The organism is Lysobacter gummosus, assembly GCF_001442805.1.
Lineage (GTDB): Bacteria > Pseudomonadota > Gammaproteobacteria > Xanthomonadales > Xanthomonadaceae > Lysobacter > Lysobacter gummosus.
In genome coordinates, this window is the sequence record NZ_CP011131.1 from 3,516,070 (window position 1) to 3,537,269 (window position 21,200).

Consider the following 21,200-nt stretch of genomic DNA (forward strand, 5'->3'; position numbering starts at 1 on the left):
TGCAATCGCCCGGATGAGCCTGGAAACCGCGGCCGAACCGCGCGGCCGCGTTACTCCGCGACCGGCGCTCCGCGACGGCGGCGGCGACGCTTGCGCGGCGCGTGGCCGTCGCCTTCCTCGCCCTCTTCGCCGGCCGAGGCCTGCGACTGCGCTTCCTGCTGAGCGAGCAGCTCGTTCGGATGCGCCTGCGCCTCGCGCCAAAACTCGACATCGCTTGTGTGTTCGTCCGAGGCGGCCATGCGCAGGACCAGGAAGTCGAACGCGGCGCGGAAGCGCGGATGCGACAGCAGGCGGAACACGCGCTTGCGCTGGCGTTGCTGGAAACGCGACTGCAGCAGCCAGATTTCCTGCATCGGCAGCGAGAAACGCCGCGGCAGGGCGATGGTCGAAAGCTGATGCAGGGTGACCCGGTCGGCGGCGCGGCGCTGCGCTTCGGCGGTGTGCACGCCCTGCGCCTGCAGGCCCATCAGGTCGCGGCAGTACGCCGGCCACAGCAGCAGGGCGAACAGGAACGCCGGCGATACCGGCTCGTCCGCGGCCACGCGCGCATCGGTGCCCTTGAGCCCTTCCAGCACCATGCGCCGCAACGCGCCGCTGCGATTGGACTTGAGCGCCGCGGCGCTTTCCGGCAGCAGCGCCGACAACAGGCCGTACCGCTCCAGGCCGAGGAAGCTTTCCACGGCGTGGCCGGACAGGAACAGCTTCAGGCATTCTTCGAACAGGCGCGCCGGCGCGGCATCGGCCAGCAACGGCGCCAGGTGCGGGATCGGCGCGGCGGTCGCCGCTTCGATCTCGAAGCCCAGCTTGGCCGCCAGGCGCACCGCGCGAAGCATGCGCACCGGGTCTTCGCGATAACGCGTTTCCGGATCGCCGATCAGGCGCATCAGACGGTTCTGCACGTCCTCGAAGCCGCCGGTGTAGTCGCGCACCGAGAAGTCCTCGACCGCGTAGTACAGCGCGTTGGCGGTGAAGTCGCGGCGCACCGCGTCGTCCTCGATGCTGCCGTAGACGTTGTCGCGCACCAGCCGGCCACCGGTGTCGGTCTCGCGATCGCCGCTGCCGTCGTCGCTGTTGGCGCGGAAGGTGGCGACCTCGATGATCTCGCGGCCGTAGACCACGTGCGCCAGGCGGAAGCGGCGGCCGATCAGTCGGCAGTTGCGGAACAGCCCCTTCACCTGTTCGGGCGTGGCGTCGGTGGCGACGTCGAAATCCTTCGGATGGCCGCCGACCAGGATGTCGCGGACCGCGCCCCCGACCAGATAGGCGCCGAAGCCGCTGTCGCGCAGCCGGTACAGCACGCGCAGCGCGTTGGGACTGATCTCCTTGCGCGATACGTTGTGCTGATCGCGCGGAATCACCCGCAAGGAGGTCTGAGGAATAAGTGAGGAATTGTCGGCTTGCATCGAGCGCGGGCGCGCCGCCTTCTAGAAGTTTCGTGGGTCCAACCGTTGCCCGAGGCTACGGCGGCGCATATACTAGCAGGCCGCATAGGATTGAGAGTCCATGCGGTCCGCCCAAGCCGCCTTCCATCGGTCTGCAGGTCTCGCAGACCCGGTTCGCGCCCGGCGGGAAGTACAACCTGCTCCCTTCGTCTAGAGGCCTAGGACGTGGCCCTCTCAAGGCTAAAACACGGGTTCGAATCCCGTAGGGAGCGCCAAACACGCGATCATGTCGCTGAAAAAGCCCGCTCAGACGCGGGCTTTTTCTTTGCGTGAACAGCCGGCGACCGGACCGCCGCGCGCGCGGACTGCGCGGCGCGGGCGGCACCGGCGCGGGCCGATTCGCGCGAAAACCCCGCTCCGGCGGTTTTCGCGCGGGCGCCCGGAGCAACCTGTCCGAACAGTTCCATTTTCATCGTTACCCGCTTCGCAGCTTCGCAATCGGCCCGATGGCGTCGTGGGCGAGCGCGATGCGAGTGGCTACACTATCGACCGCCCGGCCTGCTTGTACCGGACCACATTCCAGGACCCAGCCATGCCTTTCGTCGTCACCGAGAACTGCGTCAAGTGCAAGTACACCGATTGCGTCGAGGTGTGCCCGGTGGACTGTTTCCATGAAGGCCCGAACTTTCTCGTGATCGATCCGGACGAGTGCATCGACTGCACCTTGTGCGAGCCCGAGTGTCCGATCAACGCGATCTACCCGGAAGACGACGTGCCCGCCGGCCAGGAGCCGTTCGTCGCGCTCAATGCCGAACTGGCCAAGGCCTGGCCGGTGATCACCGCCCGCAAGGACGCCCTGGCCGACGCCAAGGAATGGGAAGGCAAGCCGGGCAAGATCGATCTGATCGAGCGCTGAGGCGCTTGCTCGAAGCCGCTGGAAACCAAGTTCGTCATTCCCACGAACGCGGGCTTCGCTTTACTTCGGCGGAGCCGAACCTCCAGGGACTTCAGCACCCTCTCTCCAGACCGTCATTCCCGCGAACGCGGGAATCCAGTGCCTTTCGTGCGAGAACGCTTGAAGTTTCCGGATGTTCGGCTACGCCGAAGTAAAGCAGAGCCCGCGAACGCGGGAATGACGGGCAAAAACCGGCTTGCACGCGCTTAAATGCTTGGCTGCGCCACACTCAACGCGGCTTCTCGTTCGGATACCGCTGGATCAGCACGTAGCCGCCCTTGCCACCCCAGCGCGGCGCGTCCTTGTCCAGTTGTACGCATGGCGTGCCCGCGCACGAGGTGATGCCGACCCGCGCATACGCCTCGGTCAGCTCAGCGCGAACCTGCGCCGCGGCGGCGCGATCGCTCGCCTGCTGGTATTGCCGATACTGGACCAGCCGCAGTGGGCGGTGCTGGACAGCTCCAGCGGCAATCGCATCCAGGACAAGCTCGGCGGCAAGCGCGAATTCCAGAAGATCGGCGCGGCCGGTTTCGACGGCGCGGGCGCGTGGAAGATGGCCTGCTCAGCCCGGACCGCGTGGCCGTGGCGATGGGCTACGACCGCCCGCCCGACGGCAGCGCGGTGTACGGTTATTCGAGGTCGAGAAGGAACAAGTCGCCAGCGACACACGCGCGCCGCGCTGACCGCGCGGCGCCGGATCGGCGGCCGGGCTTTGCCTGCGCGGCCGTCTCGGCGAAAGTTCCGCTGTCCCGCGTCCGGGCGTTCGCGCGTGGCGCGGAAAGGTTCATCCGCAGGCACCTAGACTCGGCCGCGAGCCCTTTCCGGTCGCCGCCCCATGTCCAAGCTCCTGCCCTTCGGCCTGCTGCTGACGCTGTGCCTGACCCCGGCCGTGACCGGCGCCCAGCATCGCGGTTTCGATCTGTCGCAACTGGATCTGTCGCAGTTGGATCTGTCGCAACTGGACCCGGCCGCGATCGTGGCCAGCGCCAACGACACGGTGATGCGCGCGCCCGACGGGCGCATCGACGAATTGTTCCAGGCCCTGCACCAGGCCTCGCGCACACCGCGCGACGCCAGCACGCTGTGCGGCCTGTTCGACCCGCAGGCCGATCGCAGCGGGCAGGCGCTGATGGCCGCCGCGCAAAGCCTGGCGCCGCAAAGCCGCCAGCGTTTCAGCGAAGCGCTGATCAATATCGCCGCGACCGGATTGCAGAATCCGCGCCAGGCCTACGATCCGGCGGTGGCGAAACAGACGCTGAAATCCGCCGGCACTCAGGCCATGCTCCTGCACGACGGCTTCGCCGCCGGCCTGAACGCCGACGGCAGCGACGCGGCCGGGCGCCAGGCGCGCTGCCGTTCGTTCGGCTGGCTGCTCGATGCGCTCAAGGACCTGCCGCTGCCGCAGCGCGCCGCGGCGACTCGGCTGATGTTGAACGAAGGGCTGTCGCGGCTGGCGTCGAACTGAGCCGAGCGGGTTCGCCGGACGGCGCCAAGGCCCTGCCGTCCAGGCATCGGACGCCACTGCCGACAAGCTGCTTTCGCACACCACGCGGGACCGTTTGGCGATACGCCTCTACAAAAAACGGCGCCAATCAGGGCGCGAACACCGGCGCAACCGCCGCCGCCCCGCCTCAATTCCACACCCGCAACGAAAACGGGCGCCAGCGGCGCCCGTTTTCGCGATCCGGGGCGCCGCCGGCCTGAGCCGGCGACCCGCCGAAGCGTCGATCAACGCCCGCCGAGCGCGCTCTTGAGGCTGGCGATCAGCTTGGCCGGCGCCGGGCCGGTGGCCGGCAGGCCGCGCGGATCGACCGCCGAGACTGCGGAGCCGGCTTCCACCGTGCTGACGCGAACCAGGAAGTTGCTGCCTTCGTAGCTGACGTCGAACGCGCCGAGCAGCTGCGCGCGGCTGGAGACGGTCAGGCCTTCGACCTTGGCCAGCGCATCGCCGACCTTGGTGAAGGTGTCGTCGCGGTTGCCGCTGACGGTGAAACCGTTCGCGGACGAGGCCGGAGCGGCTTGGGTCGGGCGCGCGGCGGCCTGGCCGGAGGCGGTGGCCGAACCGGCGGCAGGCATCGCCATGGCGCCGTCGGTGCGCGGCTGGTCCAGGTCCGGCGGCACTTCCAGCGGACGGTTTTCCGGCGCCTCCGCATAGAGCTTGTTGCCCTTGCGGAACCAGCTGCAGCCCGACGTGGCGATTACGGCCAGCAAAACACCGGCGACGACCGCACGGGACAGAGAAACATTGGAACGCATGAGCATCTCCTGCAGGGGTTCAGGCCGCGAGCGTGTCGCGGCAGAGGTGTTCGAGTTCAACGACCAGCGCGGCGGACTGCCGCGCGGCTTCGTGATGGATGGCCGACAGCGGCTGCAGCGGCAAACGCAGGCCGTGGCCGATGCCTTGCGCCGCCAGCAGCGCCTTGACCGGAATCGGATTGGGTTCCAGGGCGAGAAAATCGTAGACCGGGCGCAGACGCGCGTCCCAGCCCTCGGCTTCGCCGCGACGGCCGCCGCGGGCCAGGTCGGCCAGACGGCGGAACGCCGCCGGCAGCACGTTGGAGCCCACCGAAATGATGCCGTCAGCGCCGGCCAGGATGGCCCGGCACGCGGTCGGATCGTCGCCGCTGAGCACGGCGAAGTCGTCCGACTTGAACGCGAGCAGATCGCTCATGCGCTGCGGATCGGCGACCGCCTCCTTGATGCCCACGATGCGCCGGTGGCCGGCGAGCGCGCCCACCGTTTCCGGCAGCAGATCGCCGCCGGTGCGGCCGGGCACGTTGTACAGCACGATCGGCAGCGCGTCGTCGTCGGCGATGGCGCGGTAATGCGCGAGCAATCCGGCTTGGGTCGGACGCACGTAAGGCGGGGTCACCACCAACGCCGCGTCGGCGCCCAGGGCGGCCACGTGGCGGGTGAGTTCGATGGTTTTGGCGGTATTGGACAGACCGGTGCCGGCCAGCACCGGAATCCGCCCGGCGACGAATTCAACCGCGCTGCGCAGCAGCAGATCGTATTCGGCGTCGAACAGCGCGGCCGCTTCGCCGGTGGAGCCCGCGACCACGACCGCCTGGGTGCCGCCTTGCAACTGCAGCGCCAGCAGCCTGTGCCAGGCGTCCAGGTCGATTTCGCCCGACGCGGTGAACGGCGTCGCCAGCGCGGTGATGCTGCCGGAAAGTCGCAAGTGAGGACCTATCTGAGTGAAAGGCCGCTTCCGCGCATGGGCGGAGCGGACGGGGGCCGAAAACCTGAAACGCACTATGGACGCAAACGCAGGACGGACCTGGGTTGCGGCGAAAGCGGGCGCCTGGACACGAAACCGTGCCGGCGCGCCGCCATACACCCGCCGATGTTACTTGCGGCGCGAAAGCGCGGGCAAGTATGCTGCTTCACAGCGCGGCCCGGGCCCGGGCCGCCGTTCATTTCCGAGCCTTACGCTCCCTTGCAGGCGCCGCCTTGACCGATTCCGCTTCCCGGCCGTCGCCGAACGAAAACCACCTCCTGATCAACGCCTATACGACGCATCCGGAGTCGCCGCTATTGTCGGTGACCCGCCGGATCGCCGATTCGGGCTGCAATCTGGTCGATGCGCGCCTGTCCACGGTCGGCCGCGACGTCTCGGTCACCGCGCTGGCGGTGGGCTCCTGGGACGCGGTCGCCAAGCTGGAAGCCATGCTCACGCGCCTGGAGCGCGAGGAAGGCCTCAAGCTGGTCTGGTACCGCACCGGCGCCAAGCAGGTGCAGTCCAGTCTGCTGCCCTACATCGTCGAAGTCGTGGCCGCGGATAAGCCCGGCATCTTGTTCCAGCTGGCGGATTTCTTCGACCGCCAGGGCATCACCATCGAAAGCCTGCACTGCTCGCGCTACCGCGCGATGCAGACCGGCGCGGATATGTTCTCCGCCCAGATCACGATCGGCGTACCCTCGAGCATGCACATCGCCGCCCTGCGCGACGATTTCCTGGAGTTCTGCGACCATCTGAACCTGGACGCCATCATGGACCCGATGAAGTTCTGACTATGCTCGATACCGGCGATCGCGCCTACGGCGGCAAAGCTCCAGCTCTCGAACTGGCCCTGTCCAGCGGGGACACCGTCAAGATGAAGGACTACGCCGGCGGCTGGCTGGTGCTGTACTTCTATCCCAAGGACAGCACGCCCGGCTGCACTACCGAGGGCCTGGACTTCAATGCTCTGCTGCCCAAGTTCAAGAAGCTCGGCGCCACGGTGCTGGGCGTGTCCCGCGATTCGATCAAGTCGCACCAGAATTTCTGCGCCAAGCAGGGCTTCAAGTTCGACCTGATCAGCGACAAGGACGAAACCTTGTGCAACGCCTTCGGCGTGATCAAGGAAAAGAGCCTGTACGGCCGCAAATACATGGGCATCGAACGCAGCACTTTCCTGATCGACCCGAAGGGCGTCATCGTGCAGTCATGGCGTCCGGTGAAAGTCGCCGGGCATGCCCAGGCCGTCCTCGATTCGCTCAAAACCCATTCTGGCCAATAAACGCGCCGCAGGAAGCCACCACTCAGTGAGCCCCCTGATTCCCACGATCGCACGCCGTCCCGCCCCGCGGGCCACGGCGGCGCTGCCGTGCGCGATCGCAGCAGCCATCCGCGCCCTAGCGGTACGCAGCACTTTTCCCCCGGCGTCGCCCGACGCCTATCTCCAGCGGAGCTGTCGATGACAAGAAGCAAGCGCATCTATGTGCTGGATACCAACGTGCTGATGCACGATCCCACCGCGCTGTTCAAATTCCAGGAACACGATGTCTACCTGCCGATGCAGGTGATCGAGGAACTCGACAACGGCAAGAAAGGCACCTCCGAGGCCAGCCGCAACGCGCGGCAGGTCAGCCGTTTCCTCAACGAGCTGATCGAAATCGAGGGCACCGACAAGATCAGCACCGGCCTCACCCTCAACCGGCCGCAGGGCCTGCAGCTGCGCGGCGCGCAAAGCATCGGCAAGCTGCGCTTCCAGACCGGCTCGTTCGACGCGGGCAAGCGTTTCAGCGCGGTGATTCCGGACAACCAGATCCTCGGCGCGATCCTGGCGTTGCAGGAGCAGGAACCCGGCGTGCCGGTGGTGTTCGTGTCCAAGGACATCAACCTGCGCATCAAGGCCTCGATCGCCGGGATCGTGTCGGAAGACTACGAAAACGATCGCGCGCTCGACGATTTCAGCCTGCTGTACACCGGCGCGACCGCGCTGTCGGACGATTTCTGGCAGATCCACAGCAAGGACCTCAAGTCCTGGACCGAGAAGGGCCGCACCTACTACGAAATCAACCGCGCGCAGGACGACGACTGGTATCCGAATCAGTTCCTGTTCCTGCCCGGCGACGACGAGTCCGAGCTCAAGGTCACCAAGGTCGGCGAAGAGCGCGTGACCCTGCAGATCGTGGACGATTTCCGCCATAACCAGCACGCCGTGTGGGGCATCATCGCGCGCAACCGCGAGCAGAACTTCGCCCTCAACGCGTTGATGGACCCGGAGATCGACTTCGTCACCCTGCTCGGCACCGCCGGCACCGGAAAGACCTTGCTCGCGCTCGCCGCGGGCCTGGCGCAGACGATGGATCAGCAGCGGTATCGCGAGATCATCATGACCCGCGCGACGGTCAGCGTCGGCGAGGACATCGGCTTCCTGCCGGGTACGGAGGAAGAGAAGATGACGCCGTGGATGGGCGCGTTGACCGACAACCTGGAAGTGCTGACCCACAACCAGGACGGCGGCGCCTGGGGCCGCGCGGCGACCAACGACCTGCTGGCTTCACGCATCAAGATCCGCTCGATGAACTTCATGCGCGGGCGCACGTTCCTGAGCCGCTGGCTGATTCTGGACGAGGCGCAGAACCTGACGCCGAAGCAGATGAAGACCTTGATCACCCGCGCCGGTCCCGGCACGAAGATCGTGTGCCTGGGCAACGTGGAGCAGATCGATACGCCGTATCTGACCGAGACGACTTCGGGCCTGACCTATGCGGTGGATCGCTTCAAGGGCTGGGCGCACAGCGCGCACGTGACCTTGCGGCGCGGCGAGCGCTCGCGGTTGGCGGATTACGCTTCCGAAGTGCTCTGAGTTTCATCGGATCGGCTTGACCTACGCCGCGCGATGCGAATCGCGCGGCGTTTGGTTTTGTGGGGCATGCGATCGGCGAGGTTGGTTGCGGTAGTTGCAGCTGCGGCCGCTGTCGTAGTTGTTGCCGTTGCCGTTGCCGTTGCCGTTGCCGTTGCCGAGATTTTGCTTCGGCTTTACTTTTGCCGTTGCTGGGCGCCGCTAGTAACTCGCGAGACCAGGGACACCCGGAGGGCGGCGCACATGGACGTGCGCCGGGTGCCACCTTGGGCAGGATGCCCAATGTGGCACCTGCCTGCGCAGGCATCGCACTCGTGGCTTTTGACTCGAAACAGCCCAAAGCCTTTTCTTTGGTTACTTTTGACCGAAGGAAATCCCGTGGGACTTTGTGGCTTTGGACAAAGAAAGTGACCCGCCGCTTTATGGCGGAAGCGTTTAGCGTTTGATCTTGCTTGAGGCTTCTAAGGCTTCTAAGGCTTCTAAGGCTTCTAGGGCTTCTAAGGCTTCTTAACGAACCTGAAGCCCCTGATCGAAACAACCAGTCCTGCGCACTCCTCCTACCGTCATTCCCGCGAAAGCGGGAATCCAGAGACTTCAAGCGTTCTCGCACGAAAGGCACTGGATTCCCGCGTTCGCGGGAATGACGAGCAAAAGCAAAAGCCTCAAACAAGAGCAAGAGCAAGAGCAAGAGCGAGATCAAACGCCTAAAGCTTCCGCCATGGAGCGGCGGGTCACTTTCTTTGTCCAAAGCCACAAAGAAAGTAACCAAAGAAAAGGCTTTGGGCTGTTTCGAGTCAAAAGCCACGAGTGCGGTGCCTGCGCAGGCAGGTGCCACATTGGGCATCCTGCCCAAGGTGGCACCCGGCGCACGTCCATGTGCGCCGCCCTCCGGGTGTCCCTGGTCTCGCGAGTTACAAGCGGCGCCCGGCAACGGCAAAAACAAAGCCAGACCAAAGCAAAGTCGAAGCCGAAGCCGAAGCTGAAGCTGAAGCTGAAGCTGAAGCTGAAGAAAAATCTTGGCAACAGCAACAGCAAGCGCAAGGCCAAGGGCTAAGGCGAGGAACGAACCTGCAGTCAATCGCGAAAACTTCGCAAACTGCCGCTCGCCCCATCGCACACACCACCTCTCACCCCATCCCCACACCCCAAACGATTTGGGTACGCTAACCCCATGACCGCCCCACACTCCTCCCCCCGCCCCCCCAGCGCCCTGACCATCGCCGGTTCCGACTCCGGCGGCGGCGCCGGTATCCAGGCCGATCTCAAGACCTTCGCCGCGCACCGCGTGCACGGACTGAGCGCCATCGCCGCGCTGACCGCGCAGCACACCCGCGGGGTCAGCGCCGTGCACGTGCCCGATACCGGGTTCCTGCGCGCGCAGATCGACGCCGGCTTCGACGACTTCGACGTCCGCGCGGTCAAACTCGGCATGCTCGCCACCGCCGAGGTCATCGTCGCCGTCGCCGATGCGCTCGAACACTACCGGCCGCAGTACACCGTGCTCGATCCGGTCATGGTCGCCACCTCCGGCGCGCGCCTGCTCGAACCTTCCGCGCTCCACGCGCTGCGCACACGCCTGTTGCCGCTGGCCAGCGTGATCACGCCGAATCTGCCAGAGGCCGAACTGCTGCTCGGCGCATCCATCGCCGATCGCGACGCCATGCATCGCGCCATCGATGGGCTGTTCGCACTGGGCGCGCACGCGGTGCTGCTCAAGGGCGGACACCTGCCCGGCGACGGCGATGTCGTCGATCTGTTCGCGCAGCCCGGATCGGTGCGCGAGATCGCCCACCCGCGCCTGCAAGTGGACGCGCACGGCACCGGCTGCACGCTCGCCTCGGCGGTCGCGGCGAATCTGTGTCTGGGACGCTCGCTGCAGGAAGCGAGCGTCGCCGCCGCCGACTACGTGCACGACGCGCTTCGCCTCGGCTATCGGCCGGGACGCAGCGAGGTATTGGTGCTCGATCACTTCGGAGCCGCGCCGCGTGCTTGAATCTGTCGTGGTCGGTCAATCCCCTCTGAGCGGCGCCGACGGCCATCGCTGGTCGCTGATCTCCACGATTCCGCAACAACCCAGCGCCAGCCTGCTGTGGCTGCCCGCGCTCGGCGTCGCCGCGCGCAACTATCTGCCGTTCGCGCATGCGCTGGCCGCTCAGGGCGTCGCCGTGTTCGTGCACGAATGGCGCGGCAACGGCAGCAGCAGCCTGCGCGCCGGCCGCGACAGCGACTGGGGTTATCGCGAACTGTTGCTCGAAGACATTCCGCTCAGCGACGACGCCGTCGCGGCGGCACTGCCCGGCGTGCCGCGCATCATCGGCGGCCACAGCCTCGGCGGGCAGATGGCCGGCATGCAGTTGGGTTTGGCGGCTTTGCGCAACGATCCGCTGATGCCGCGTTCGCTGTGGCTGGCGGCCAGCGGCGCGCCGTACTGGCGCGCGTGGCCGATGCCGCGGAGGATCGCGATGCCGATGATCTACCGCTTCCTGCCGTGGCTGGCGCAGGTCAATGGCGCCCTGCCCGGCAAACGCATCGGCTTCGGCGGCAACGAGGCGCGCAGCCTGATTCGCGACTGGGCGTTGACCGCACTGAGCGGCCGCTACGCCGCGCGCGGCATCGAGGCGGACATGGAAGCCGGCATGGCCCAGGCCGACGTCGAGATACGCGCGGCGATCATGGACAGCGATTGGCTGGTGCCGCGGGCCTCGCTCGACTTCCTGCTGTCGAAGCTGCCGCGCTCGCGCGCCGAGACAGTGGTCTTGCGCGAGAGCGATCTGGGAACGCGCGCCGATCATTTTTCGTGGCTGAAACAGCCCGAAGCGGTGGCGAAGGCGTTGCTGCGCTAATAGGCGAACCGGCACGAACCACGCGCAGGCAGCAGCGCGAACGGCGGCCTCGCAGCAACGATGCCACTACCCGCCCCACGGTCACGGCTTGCACCGCTTCAACATCGGCCGCATCAGGAACCACGATGCCGCGCCGCGGCGATTTACGCCCAACCGGCGATTTTTTACGCTGAATTTACGGCGTGACGGCCTGCACGAAATAGCGGCTTTACGCCCCATGTTCCGAGAATGACGACGTGGCCAAGACCGGCCTCGTTCCTATTCACGGATACACCCATGTCGTCGTCGCATCACCTGTTCCGCCGCCGCGAGGCCGCCGCTCCGTTGCTCCTCGCCGTCTGCGCCGGCCTCGGCCTGCTCGCGCTCGGCACGCGCGCGGATGCCGCCGAAACGCCCAGCGCCAGCTTCACCGGCTCGGCCGCGCTCACCAGCGACTACGTCTGGCGCGGCAGTTCGCAGACGCAAGGCGATCCGGCCGTGCAGGTCGGCTTCAAGGCCGCCGCGGCCAACGGTTTCTACGGCTCGATCTGGGGCTCCAACGTCGAGTTCGCGCCGGAAACCCACGCCAGCAGCGAGCTCGACTTCACCGTCGGCTGGGCCGGCAAGATCGCCCAGGATTGGGCGCTGGACATCAACGTCCTGCACTACCGCTATCCCTCGACCACCAGCGATCTCAACTGGACCGAGCTCAACGGCACCGTGACCTACCGCGACAACTACTGGCTGTCGCTGGGCTATTCGAACGAAGCGCTGGGCAGCAAGGATCAAGGCATCTATGCCCAGATCGGCGCCCGCTTCCCGGTCAACGACGCGCTGCGCCTGGAAGCCGCGGTCGGCCACTATTTCCTCGACGACGTCTACGACCGCAGCTACAGCCACGGCCAGCTCAGCGCGATCTGGGCGGTCAAGGCGCCGTTCGAACTGCGCCTGACCGCGCACGCCACCGATCACAACGCCGAACGCATCTTCGGCGATTCCCTTGCCGGCTCGCGCATCGAAGCGGCCGTGCAAGCCTCGTTCTGACAGGGGATACGACCATGCCTGGCTGGCTTTCCATGTTGTGCGCGGTCTCGGTCCTGGTGGCCGCCGCGTATTTGTTCTACGTCGTGCTGCGTCCGGAAGACTTCTAGTCCGCGCAGCCGCAGTGCGGACCAGGACCGATCCGCATCACCTTTCCTCAGCGCCCGAACGGAACGACCGCTCGGGCGCGGTCCGTAGAGACGCCGGATGCGTCGCGACGGATCCTTCATCGCCCGGTGTTTCACCATGATCGAAATCATTCTCGTATTCGCGCTGGCCGTCGGCCTGGGATGGCCGCTCGGCCTGTACCTGGCGCGGGTCATGCGCGGCGACCGCTCGCGTCTGGACGCGGTGTTCGGACCGCTGGAGCGCACGATCTACCGCGCCCTCGGCGTCGATCCCGGCCGCGGCATGAGCTGGCGCGGTTACGCGCTGGCCTTCGCGCTGAGCAATCTCGTGCTGGCCGTGCTGGTCTGGGTGTTGTTCATGACCCAGGCCTGGCTGCCGTTCAACCCGGACAACATCCCCAACATGCGCTGGGACACCGCGCTGCACACGATGGTGTCGTTCCTCACCAACACCAACCAGCAGCACTACTCCGGTCAGGCGCAGCTGAGCTATCTGTCGCAGATGGTCGGCATCGTCGGGCTGCAGGTGGTCACGCCGATGATGGGTCTGGCGATCGTGGTCGCCACCCTGCGCGGCCTGTTCGGCGGGCGTCAGGCAATGGGCGCGCCCAACGCCGCCGCGCGCGAAGGCGAAACGCGCGATCTGGGCAACTACTGGGTGGATGTCACCCGCGCCACCCTGCGTTTCATGCTGCCGCTGTGCCTGGTCTGGGCGGTGCTGCTGACTTCGCAAGGCGTTCCGTCGACGTTGCAAGGCGCCGTGACGGTTTCGCCGCTCGACCAAAGCGCCGAGCTGAAAGAACAGAAGATCCCTGTGGGGCCTGTCGCTTCCATGGTCGCCGCGAAACAACTGGGCACCAACGGCGGCGGCTGGTACGGCCCGAACAGCGCGGTGCCGCTGGAGAATCCGACCCCGTTCGCCAATCTGCTGGAAACTCTGGCGCTGATTCTGATTCCGGTCGCGGTGACGTTCATGATCGGCCCGTTCACCGGCCGGCGCAAACTCACCGCGCTGGTGTTCGGCAGCATGCTGATGATGTCGGTGGTCTCCACCGGTCTTACCGTCTGGTCGGAAGCGCATTCGTCCACCACCGCCGACGCGACACTGATGGAAGGCAAGGAAACCCGCTTCGGCGCCGACGGCTCGGCCTTGTGGGCGGCGCTGACCACCCAGAGCAGCAACGGCTCGGTCAACGCCATGCACGACTCGCTGGCGCCGCTGACCGGCGGCATGGCCATGGTCAACATGTTGATCAACTCGATCTGGGGCGGCATCGGCTGCGGTCTGCAGCAGTTCCTGGTGTATCTGTTGTTGTCGGTGTTCCTGGCCGGCCTGATGACCGGGCGCACGCCGGAGTTGTTCGGTCGCAAGATCGAAGCGCCGGAGGTGCGTCTGCTGGCGCTGCTGATTCTGTTGCAGCCGCTGGTCGTGCTCGGCTTCAGCGCGGTCACTCTGGCGATCCCGTCGATCACCGCCAATTCCAATCCGGGCTTCCACGGCATCAGCCAAGTGTTCTATGAGTACACCTCGGCCTTCGCCAACAACGGTTCGGGTTTCGAAGGCCTGGGCGACGCCACGTATTGGTGGAACCTGAGCTGCGCCGCGGTGCTCGCGCTGGGCCGTTACCCGGCCCTGATCGTGCCGCTCGCCGTCGCCGGCTTGTTGGCGCGCAAACGCGTCGCGCCGGAAAGCGCCGGCACCTTGCACACGGAAACGCCGACCTTCGCCCTGACCTTGATCGCGGTGATCGTGATCCTGACCGTCCTGCAATTCATGCCGGCGCTGGTCCTCGGCCCCATCGCCGACCACCTGACGCTGTATGCGGGCGCCGTTCCGGCGCTCAGCAGCCCCGCTCTCTGAGGTATGCCATCGTGACTGAACAAACCCATCTCGGAGTGCAGCGCCGCACCACCGCGGTCGCCGGCCTCGACGCCGCCGGCCTGCGCGCGGCGATCCTGGAATCCTTCGTCAAACTCTCGCCGCGTCACGCCGTGCGCAGCCCGATCATGGCGATCGTGCTGCTCGGCACGGTGCTGTCGGCGCTGATCACGATCTTCGTTCCGGGCAACACCGGCTTCGGCATCGCGGTCAGCGTGATCTTGCTGATCACCGTGCTGTTCGCGAACTTCGCCGAAGCCGTCGCCGAAGCGCGCGGCCGCGGCCAGGCCGCGTCATTGCGAGCGGCGCGGCGCGATCTGGTCGCGCGCAAGCTCGACACCATCGGCAAGAACGAAACCCGCGTCGCCGCTTCGACCTTGAAGCCCGGCGACCGGGTGATCGTCTCGGCCAACGAGCTGATCCCGGCCGACGGCGAAATCGTCAAGGGCGTGGCGACGATCAACGAATCGGCGGTGACCGGCGAATCCGCGCCGGTGCTGCGCGAGGCCGGCACCGACCGTTCCGGCGTCATCGGCGGCACCAAGGTGCTGTCGGACGAGATCGTGATCGAAGTCAGCGCCGAGCCCGGGCACAGCTTCCTCGATCGCATGATCGCCCTGGTCGAAGGCGCCAACCGGCAGAAGACGCCGAACGAAATCGCCCTGACCATGTTGCTGGCGGCGATGACGCTGACCTTCCTGATCGTGGTCGCGACCTTGCCGTTCTTCGCCGGCTTCGTCGGCGCCAAGCTCGATCCGCTGCTGCTGATCGCGCTGCTGGTCTGCCTGATCCCGACCACCATCGGCGGCCTGCTGCCGGCGATCGGCATCGCCGGCATGAACCGCGCGCTGTCGGCGAACGTGCTGGCGAAATCCGGCAAGGCGGTGGAAGTGGCCGGCGACGTCGACGTGCTGCTGCTCGACAAGACCGGCACCATCACTTTCGGCGACCGTCAGGCGACCGCGTTCCATCCGCTGGCCGGCGTCGATCGCGCGCAACTGCGCGACGCCGCGTTGCTGTCCTCACTGGCCGACCCGACCCCGGAAGGCAAGTCGATCGTGCGCCTGGCGCGCGAGCTGCACAGCAATTCGCTCGAACCCGAACGTGCCGACTACATTCAGTTCAGCGCGCAGACCCGCATGTCCGGCGTCGATCTGCCCGAGGATTACCCGGGCGGCGCGCGCTCGATCCGCAAGGGCTCCGGGGACGCGATCGGCAACTACGTGCGTTCGCTCGGCGGCGAGGTCATTCCCGAACTCAACGCCCGCATCGAGCAGGTCGCGCGCAGCGGCGCCACGCCGCTGGTCGTGGCCGAAGGCCGCTACGTGCTCGGCGTGATCGAGCTGTCGGACGTGGTCAAGCACGGCGTCAAGGAACGCTTCGCGCGTCTGCGGGCGATGGGCGTGCGCACGGTCATGATCACCGGCGACAACCCGCTGACCGCGGCGGCGATCGCGGCCGAGGCCGGCGTGGACGATTACATCGCCGAAGCGCGCCCGGAAGACAAGCTCGCCCGCATCCGCGCCGAGCAGGCTGGCGGCCGTCTGGTCGCGATGGTCGGCGACGGCACCAACGACGCGCCGGCGCTGGCCCAGGCCGACGTCGGACTGGCGATGAACTCGGGCACGCAGGCGGCGAAGGAAGCCGGCAACATGGTCGATCTGGATTCCGATCCGGCCAAGCTGCTGGCGGTGGTGGAAGTCGGCAAGCAGCAGCTGATCACCCGCGGCGCGCTGACCACGTTCTCGCTGGCCAACGACGTGTCGAAGTACTTCGCGATCCTGCCGGCTCTGTTCGCCGCGGCGATTCCGCAGATGGCCGCGCTCAACGTCATGCATCTGTCGAGCCCGACCAATGCGGTGCTGGCGGCGCTGATCTTCAACGCGATCATCATCCCGGCGCTGATTCCGCTGGCCCTGGCCGGCGTGCGCTTCAAGCCCGCCACCGCGGTCTCGCTGCTGCGCCGGAACATGCTGGTCTACGGCGTCGGCGGCGTGCTGCTGCCGTTCGTGGCGATCAAGCTCATCGACATGGCGCTGGTTGCGATCTTCTGAACCGCCGCGCCCTACAGAGCCCCTCTCACGCTTGCGGGAGAGGGGTTGGGGTGAGGGCCAAGCGAAACCAGCAAGGCCCGACCTAATCAACAGGACAACGAAATGAACACTCCCACCACCCAAGCCGCCAGCATCGACGACCGCATTGGGTTGCGCGCGCCGTTGCTGTTCGCCGCCGTCGCTCTGCTCGGCTTCGGCCTGCTGTACTCGCTCGCCGGCACCGCGCTCGGCCGAGTCGCATTTCCGTCGCAGGCCACCGGTTCGATCATCGAGCACAACGGCCATGCCGTCGGCTCGGCGCTGATCGCCCAGCCCTTCTCCGACGCGAAGTATTTCCAGGCGCGTCCCTCGGCGGCCAAGTACGATCCGACCGCCGCATCGGGCAGCAACCAGGCACGCAGCAATCCCGACCTGCGCAAGCGCATCGCCGACGACACCGCGGCGATCGCCCAACGCGAAGGCATTGCCGTGAGCGAAGTACCGGCCGAACTGGCCACTCAATCCGGCGGCGGCCTAGACCCGCACATCTCGCCCCGCGCCGCGCAGGTGCAGGCCGCGCGCGTAGCCAAGGCGCGCGGCGTGGATGCGGCCAAGATTCAGGCCTTGATTGCCGCGAACACTGAGGCGCCGCAGTTCGGTGCGCTCGGGCAGGCGCGGGTGAATGTGCTGCGGCTCAACCTGGCCCTGGATGCGGCCCGCTGATTCGACGCTTATCGCGGCGCGGCCGTTGCCGTTGCCGTTGCCGTTGCCGTTGCCGTTGCCGTTGCCAAGATTTTGCTTCGCTTTGTCTCTGCTTCGCTTCGCTTACGCTTTGCTTCAGCCCTGCCTTTGCTTTTGTCGTTGCCTGGCGCCGCTAGTAACTCGCGAGACCAGGGACACCCGAAGGGCGGCGCACATGGACGTGTGCCGGGTCCCACCTTGGGCAGGATGCCCAATGTGGGACCTGCCTGCGTAAGCATCGCGCTCGTGGCTTTTGACTCGAAACAGCCAAAGCGTTTTCTTTGGTTACGTTCTTTGTCGCTTTGGACAAAGAAAGTAACCCGCCGCTTTATGGCGGAAGCTTTAGGCGTTTGCTCTTGCTCTTGCTTGAGGCTTCTGCATTTTTGCTCGTCATTCCCGCGAACGCGGGCTCCGCTTTACTTCGGCGTAGCCGAACATCCAGAGACTTCAAGCGTTCTCGCACGAAAGGCCCTGGATTCCCGCGTTCGCGGGAATGACGGTGGGAGAGAATGCGCAGGCCGGGTTGTTTCGATCAGGAACGTCGGGCTCTTACTTAGGAGGGCCCCAAAGCCCTAAACCGCCCACCCGCACCACTACACACCCATCACCCACCCAGCGCACAATTCCCGCATGACCGACCCCCGCAGCGCCCAAGCCGATGCCCTCATGGGCGAACTGCAACGCCAGGGCGCCGGGCGGTTGACGATCTTCCTCGGCGCAGCGCCCGGCGTCGGCAAGACCTACACCATGCTCGGCCGCGCCCGCGAACTGCAACGCCGCGGCATCGACGTCGTCGTCGCCATCGTCGAAACCCACGGCCGCGCCGAAACCTCGGCCCTGGTCGAAGGCCTCGACGTGCTCCCGCGCAAACGCCTGGACTACCAGGGCCGCACGCTCGAGGAAATGGACCTCGACGCCGTGCTCGCGCGCAAGCCCAAGGTCGCGCTGGTCGATGAACTCGCCCACCGCAACGCCCCCGGCAGCCGCCACGAACGGCGCTGGCAGGATGTGCTGGAACTGCTGGACGCCGGCATCGACGTCTACACCACCATCAACATCCAGCACCTGGAAAGCCTCAACGACGTCATCCACCGCATCACCGGCGTGCGCGTCAGCGAAACCGTGCCCGATGCGCTGTTCGACCGCCTGCGCGATATCGTCCTGGTCGATCTGCCGCCGCGCGAGCTGATCGAGCGCCTGCAACAGGGCAAGGTCTACGTGCCCGAACAGGCCGCGCACGCGCTGCAGGCCTTCTTCTCGCCCTCGAACCTGACCGCGCTGCGCGAACTGGCGATGCAGACCGCCGCCGATCGCGTCGACAGCGACCTGCGCGAGGCCCAGACCGCGCGCGGCCTGCCCGGCGTGCCGCTGCGGCGCGCGGTGATGGTCGCCATCGACGGGCTCGGCCAGTCCGAATACCTGGTGCGGGTGGCGCGCCGCATCGCCGAACGCCGCGATTCGCCGTGGATCGTGGTCACCGTCCACACCGGCGGCGCGCCCGACGAGGCGCGCCAATCCGAACTCGACCGCGCCTTCGCCCTCGCCCGCCGGCTCGGCGGCGAGGCGGTGGTGCTGCACGGCAACAGCATCGTCGATGCCCTGCTCGATCACGGCGAACGCGCCGGCGTATCGACCATCGTGCTCGGCCGCACCCGCGAGCGGCCGCTCGCGCGCATGATCAACCGCACCCTGACCCAGCAACTGATCCAGCGCGGCGCGCATTACGAGCTGACCATCGTCAGCACGCCGGAAGCGCGCGCGAAGGCACGGCGATCGATGCGCGACAACGGCAGCCGCCTGCGCGGCCTGCTCAATCGCAGCGACGCGGCGCTGGCGGTGGTTGCCGCCACCCTCGCCACCGCCCTGGCCTGGGCCGCCGAACGCTGGATCGGCCTGGACGATCTGTCGCTGATCTTCATCGTCGCGGTGGTCGTGGTCGCCGCGCGCACCCGCATGACCGCGGCGGTGATCGCCTCGGTGCTGTGCTTTCTGGCGTACAACTTCTTCTTCATCGAGCCGCGCTTCACCTTCGAAATCGGCGCGAGCCAGGGCGTGGCGACGGTGGTGCTGTTCCTGGCCGCGGCGCTGGTCGCCGGACGCCTGGCCTCGAAGCTGCGCATGCAGGTGCTGGCCTTGCGCGCGTCCAACGCGCACGCGACCGAGCTGCAGAGCCTCGGCCGCGAACTGTCCACCGCCGCCGACGTCGGCCAGGTCGTGCGCGCCGGGCGCAACGCGCTCAAGCGCTCGCTGGGCGCGGAAGCCTTCGTCTACATCGGCGCCGCGCCGCTGCGCGGCGAGCAGTTGCCGGAGATGAACGACAAGGATCGCGCCGCCGCCGACTGGAGCCTGAAGCATCGCCAATCCGCCGGCCGCTATACCGATACCTTGGCCGGATCGGATTGGTGGCTGCTGCCGCTCAAAGGCGCCGGCTCGAACGACGCGCCGGCGGCCGGCGTGGTCGGCTTGCGTTTTCCCACGTCGCTGACCCGGCTGGGCGCGGAACAGCGTCGATTGGCCGAGGCCATGACCGACGACGTCGCACAGGCGATTCTGCGCACCCGTTTGGTCGCCGACCTGGAAGACTCGCGCGTCAGCGGCGAAACCGAACGCCTGCGCTCGGCGCTGCTGTCCTCGGTCTCGCACGATCTGCGCTCGCCGTTGGCCTCGATCATCGGCGCCGCCAGCAGCCTGGACAACTACGCCGAGGCGATGCCGCGCGAGGATCGCCACGCCCTGCTGGAAACCATCCGCATCGAAGGCGAACGGCTGGACCGCTACATCCAGAATCTGCTCGACATGACCCGGCTCGGCCACGGCGGGCTGGCGCTCAATCGCGACTGGATCGGCGTGGACGAATTGATCGGTTCGGCGGTCACGCGCCTGCAACGCTACGAGCCGGGCGCGCGCTTCGAGGTGCGGCTGCAGCCCGGGCTCGGACCGATCTGGGTGCATCCGGCGTTGATCGAACAAGCGCTGTTCAACGTGATCGAAAACGCGGTGAAGTTCTCCCCGCCCGACACGCCGGTGAGCATCGACGCGCGCCGGGTCGATAACGAGCCCGGCGCCCAGCCCGAGCAGGTGCTGCGCATCGACGTCAGCGACCGCGGCCCGGGCATTCCCGAGGACGAACGCGCGCGCATCTTCGACATGTTCTACAGCGTCGAGCGCGGCGATCGCGGCCGCCAGGGCACCGGCCTGGGGCTGGCGATCTGCCAGGGCATGATCGGCGCGCACGGCGGCAACGTCGTCGCCCTGCCCGGCCAGCCCGATGCGCAGGGTCGCCGCGGCACCACGATCCGCATTACCCTGCCGCCTATCGAACCCGAGCCTGCCGCCGCGCCATGACCGAGGACCACGCTCCGCATTCGCACCCGCAGGCCGCGCCGCCCGCGCGCGTGCTGGTGATCGACGACGAGCCGCAGATCCGCAAGTTTCTCGACATCGCCCTGCGCGCCCAGGGCTATGCGGTCGAGCTGGCCGAGAACGGCAACAGCGGCCTGGAAACGCTGGCCACGCGCGGCGCCGACCTGGTGATCCTGGATCTGGGCCTGCCCGATCGCGACGGCCACGACGTGCTGCGCGAGCTGCGCCAGTGGTCGGGCGTGCCGGTAATTTTGTTGACCGTGCGTTCCAGCGAATCGGAAAAGGTCGCCGCGCTCGACGGCGGCGCCAACGACTACGTGACCAAGCCCTTCGGCGTGCAGGAACTGATGGCGCGCGTGCGCGCCCTGCTGCGCGCGCACGGCCCGCAGGGCGAGACCCTGCCGGTGTTCGACGACGGCCATCTGCGCATCGACCTGGCGCGGCGCGAGGTGCATCTGCACGGCGAGCCGGTGGTGCTCGCGCGCAAGGAGTACGCGCTGCTGGCGATGCTGTTCCAGCACGCCGGACGCGTGGTCACTCAGCCGCAGCTGCTGCGCGAGCTGTGGGGGCCGACGCATCAGGAGGACACGCATTACCTGCGCATCCTGGTGGGCAAGCTGCGCCACAAGCTCGGCGACGACGCCGCGGCACCGCGTTATATCGCCACCGAGCCGGGCGTGGGGCTGCGTTTCATCGAGACGCGCTGAAAGCGGGGTTCGATCGGCGCGTGCGCTTGGGTGGCCGTTTCAATCCACGTCGCGTAGCGGCCGCTCAAGCCGCGG

The 21,200-nt window shown here is 67.1% G+C and carries 18 protein-coding genes and 1 tRNA gene; 16 read left to right on the forward strand and 3 right to left on the reverse strand.

Features of this window, described 5'->3' with window-relative positions; translation table 11 throughout:
- Positions 1-50: 50 nt before the first annotated feature.
- Positions 51-1,403 carry a polynucleotide adenylyltransferase PcnB gene (gene pcnB / locus LG3211_RS14375; RefSeq protein WP_057943442.1) on the reverse strand — a complete coding sequence of 451 codons (1,353 nt, stop codon included), beginning with the start codon at positions 1,401-1,403 and terminating at the stop codon, positions 51-53.
- 178 nt (positions 1,404-1,581) lie between these two features.
- On the opposite strand from pcnB, the gene LG3211_RS14380 reads away from it, so the two are divergent.
- From LG3211_RS14380 to LG3211_RS14390, 3 genes are all read left to right on the forward strand, one after another.
- Positions 1,582-1,657: transfer RNA gene (locus tag LG3211_RS14380), tRNA-Glu, on the forward strand.
- A 317-nt stretch (positions 1,658-1,974) separates the two neighbouring features.
- Positions 1,975-2,298 (forward strand): ferredoxin FdxA, encoded by a 324-nt coding sequence (fdxA, locus tag LG3211_RS14385; protein ID WP_057943443.1) that lies wholly within the window; start codon positions 1,975-1,977, stop codon positions 2,296-2,298.
- A gap of 874 nt (positions 2,299-3,172) precedes the next feature.
- Complete coding sequence (locus LG3211_RS14390; protein WP_057943444.1) at positions 3,173-3,802, forward strand: hypothetical protein; 630 nt, start codon at positions 3,173-3,175, stop codon at positions 3,800-3,802.
- A gap of 263 nt (positions 3,803-4,065) precedes the next feature.
- Here LG3211_RS14390 and LG3211_RS14395 read toward each other — a convergent pair whose 3' ends face one another.
- Together LG3211_RS14395 and dapA are read right to left on the reverse strand one after the other, a co-directional pair.
- On the reverse strand, positions 4,066-4,593 hold the full coding sequence (locus LG3211_RS14395; protein WP_057945497.1) for a hypothetical protein: 528 nt from the start codon (positions 4,591-4,593) through the stop codon (positions 4,066-4,068).
- A 19-nt stretch (positions 4,594-4,612) separates the two neighbouring features.
- Entirely contained in the window at positions 4,613-5,518 is a 906-nt protein-coding gene (gene dapA, locus LG3211_RS14400; RefSeq protein ID WP_057943445.1) for a 4-hydroxy-tetrahydrodipicolinate synthase, read from the reverse strand.
- Positions 5,519-5,715: 197 nt separating this feature from the next.
- Between dapA and LG3211_RS14405 the strand changes: the two genes are divergently transcribed.
- The 13 genes from LG3211_RS14405 (at position 5,716) to LG3211_RS14465 (ending at position 21,125) form a co-directional block, all read left to right on the forward strand.
- A complete protein-coding gene (locus tag LG3211_RS14405) occupies positions 5,716-6,351 on the forward strand; it encodes a glycine cleavage system transcriptional repressor (RefSeq protein ID WP_083512546.1) in 636 nt (211 codons plus the stop codon).
- Positions 6,352-6,353: 2 nt separating this feature from the next.
- Positions 6,354-6,839 carry a peroxiredoxin gene (locus tag LG3211_RS14410; RefSeq protein ID WP_057943446.1) on the forward strand — a complete coding sequence of 162 codons (486 nt, stop codon included), beginning with the start codon at positions 6,354-6,356 and terminating at the stop codon, positions 6,837-6,839.
- Between the two features lie 177 nt (positions 6,840-7,016).
- Entirely contained in the window at positions 7,017-8,414 is a 1,398-nt protein-coding gene (locus tag LG3211_RS14415) for a PhoH family protein (protein WP_057943447.1), read from the forward strand.
- Positions 8,415-9,051: 637 nt separating this feature from the next.
- The gene (locus LG3211_RS25755; protein WP_148648915.1) at positions 9,052-9,465 is read left to right on the forward strand and encodes a hypothetical protein; all 414 of its coding nucleotides are present in this window, start codon (positions 9,052-9,054) and stop codon (positions 9,463-9,465) included.
- Between the two features lie 117 nt (positions 9,466-9,582).
- The gene (gene thiD / locus LG3211_RS14425) at positions 9,583-10,404 is read left to right on the forward strand and encodes a bifunctional hydroxymethylpyrimidine kinase/phosphomethylpyrimidine kinase (protein WP_057943449.1); all 822 of its coding nucleotides are present in this window, start codon (positions 9,583-9,585) and stop codon (positions 10,402-10,404) included.
- Complete coding sequence (locus tag LG3211_RS14430) at positions 10,397-11,254, forward strand: alpha/beta hydrolase family protein (RefSeq protein ID WP_237049764.1); 858 nt, start codon at positions 10,397-10,399, stop codon at positions 11,252-11,254. Before thiD ends, LG3211_RS14430 begins: the two co-directional genes overlap by 8 nt.
- 276 nt (positions 11,255-11,530) lie before the next feature.
- Complete coding sequence (locus LG3211_RS14435; RefSeq protein ID WP_057943451.1) at positions 11,531-12,277, forward strand: TorF family putative porin; 747 nt, start codon at positions 11,531-11,533, stop codon at positions 12,275-12,277.
- A 14-nt stretch (positions 12,278-12,291) separates the two neighbouring features.
- Entirely contained in the window at positions 12,292-12,384 is a 93-nt protein-coding gene (locus LG3211_RS14440; RefSeq protein WP_057943452.1) for a potassium-transporting ATPase subunit F, read from the forward strand.
- Between the two features lie 136 nt (positions 12,385-12,520).
- Positions 12,521-14,263 carry a potassium-transporting ATPase subunit KdpA gene (gene kdpA, locus LG3211_RS14445; protein WP_057945498.1) on the forward strand — a complete coding sequence of 581 codons (1,743 nt, stop codon included), beginning with the start codon at positions 12,521-12,523 and terminating at the stop codon, positions 14,261-14,263.
- A gap of 11 nt (positions 14,264-14,274) precedes the next feature.
- Positions 14,275-16,335: a potassium-transporting ATPase subunit KdpB gene (gene kdpB, locus LG3211_RS14450; RefSeq protein ID WP_425479912.1), complete on the forward strand. Its 2,061-nt coding sequence runs from the start codon at positions 14,275-14,277 to the stop codon at positions 16,333-16,335.
- Positions 16,336-16,437: 102 nt separating this feature from the next.
- Positions 16,438-17,037 carry a potassium-transporting ATPase subunit KdpC gene (gene kdpC / locus LG3211_RS14455; protein WP_057943454.1) on the forward strand — a complete coding sequence of 200 codons (600 nt, stop codon included), beginning with the start codon at positions 16,438-16,440 and terminating at the stop codon, positions 17,035-17,037.
- Between the two features lie 648 nt (positions 17,038-17,685).
- Positions 17,686-20,400: a sensor histidine kinase gene (locus LG3211_RS14460; protein WP_057943455.1), complete on the forward strand. Its 2,715-nt coding sequence runs from the start codon at positions 17,686-17,688 to the stop codon at positions 20,398-20,400.
- Positions 20,397-21,125 carry a response regulator gene (locus LG3211_RS14465; protein ID WP_057943456.1) on the forward strand — a complete coding sequence of 243 codons (729 nt, stop codon included), beginning with the start codon at positions 20,397-20,399 and terminating at the stop codon, positions 21,123-21,125. The genes LG3211_RS14460 and LG3211_RS14465 overlap by 4 nt, the downstream gene beginning before the upstream one ends.
- Positions 21,126-21,200 lie beyond the last annotated feature (75 nt).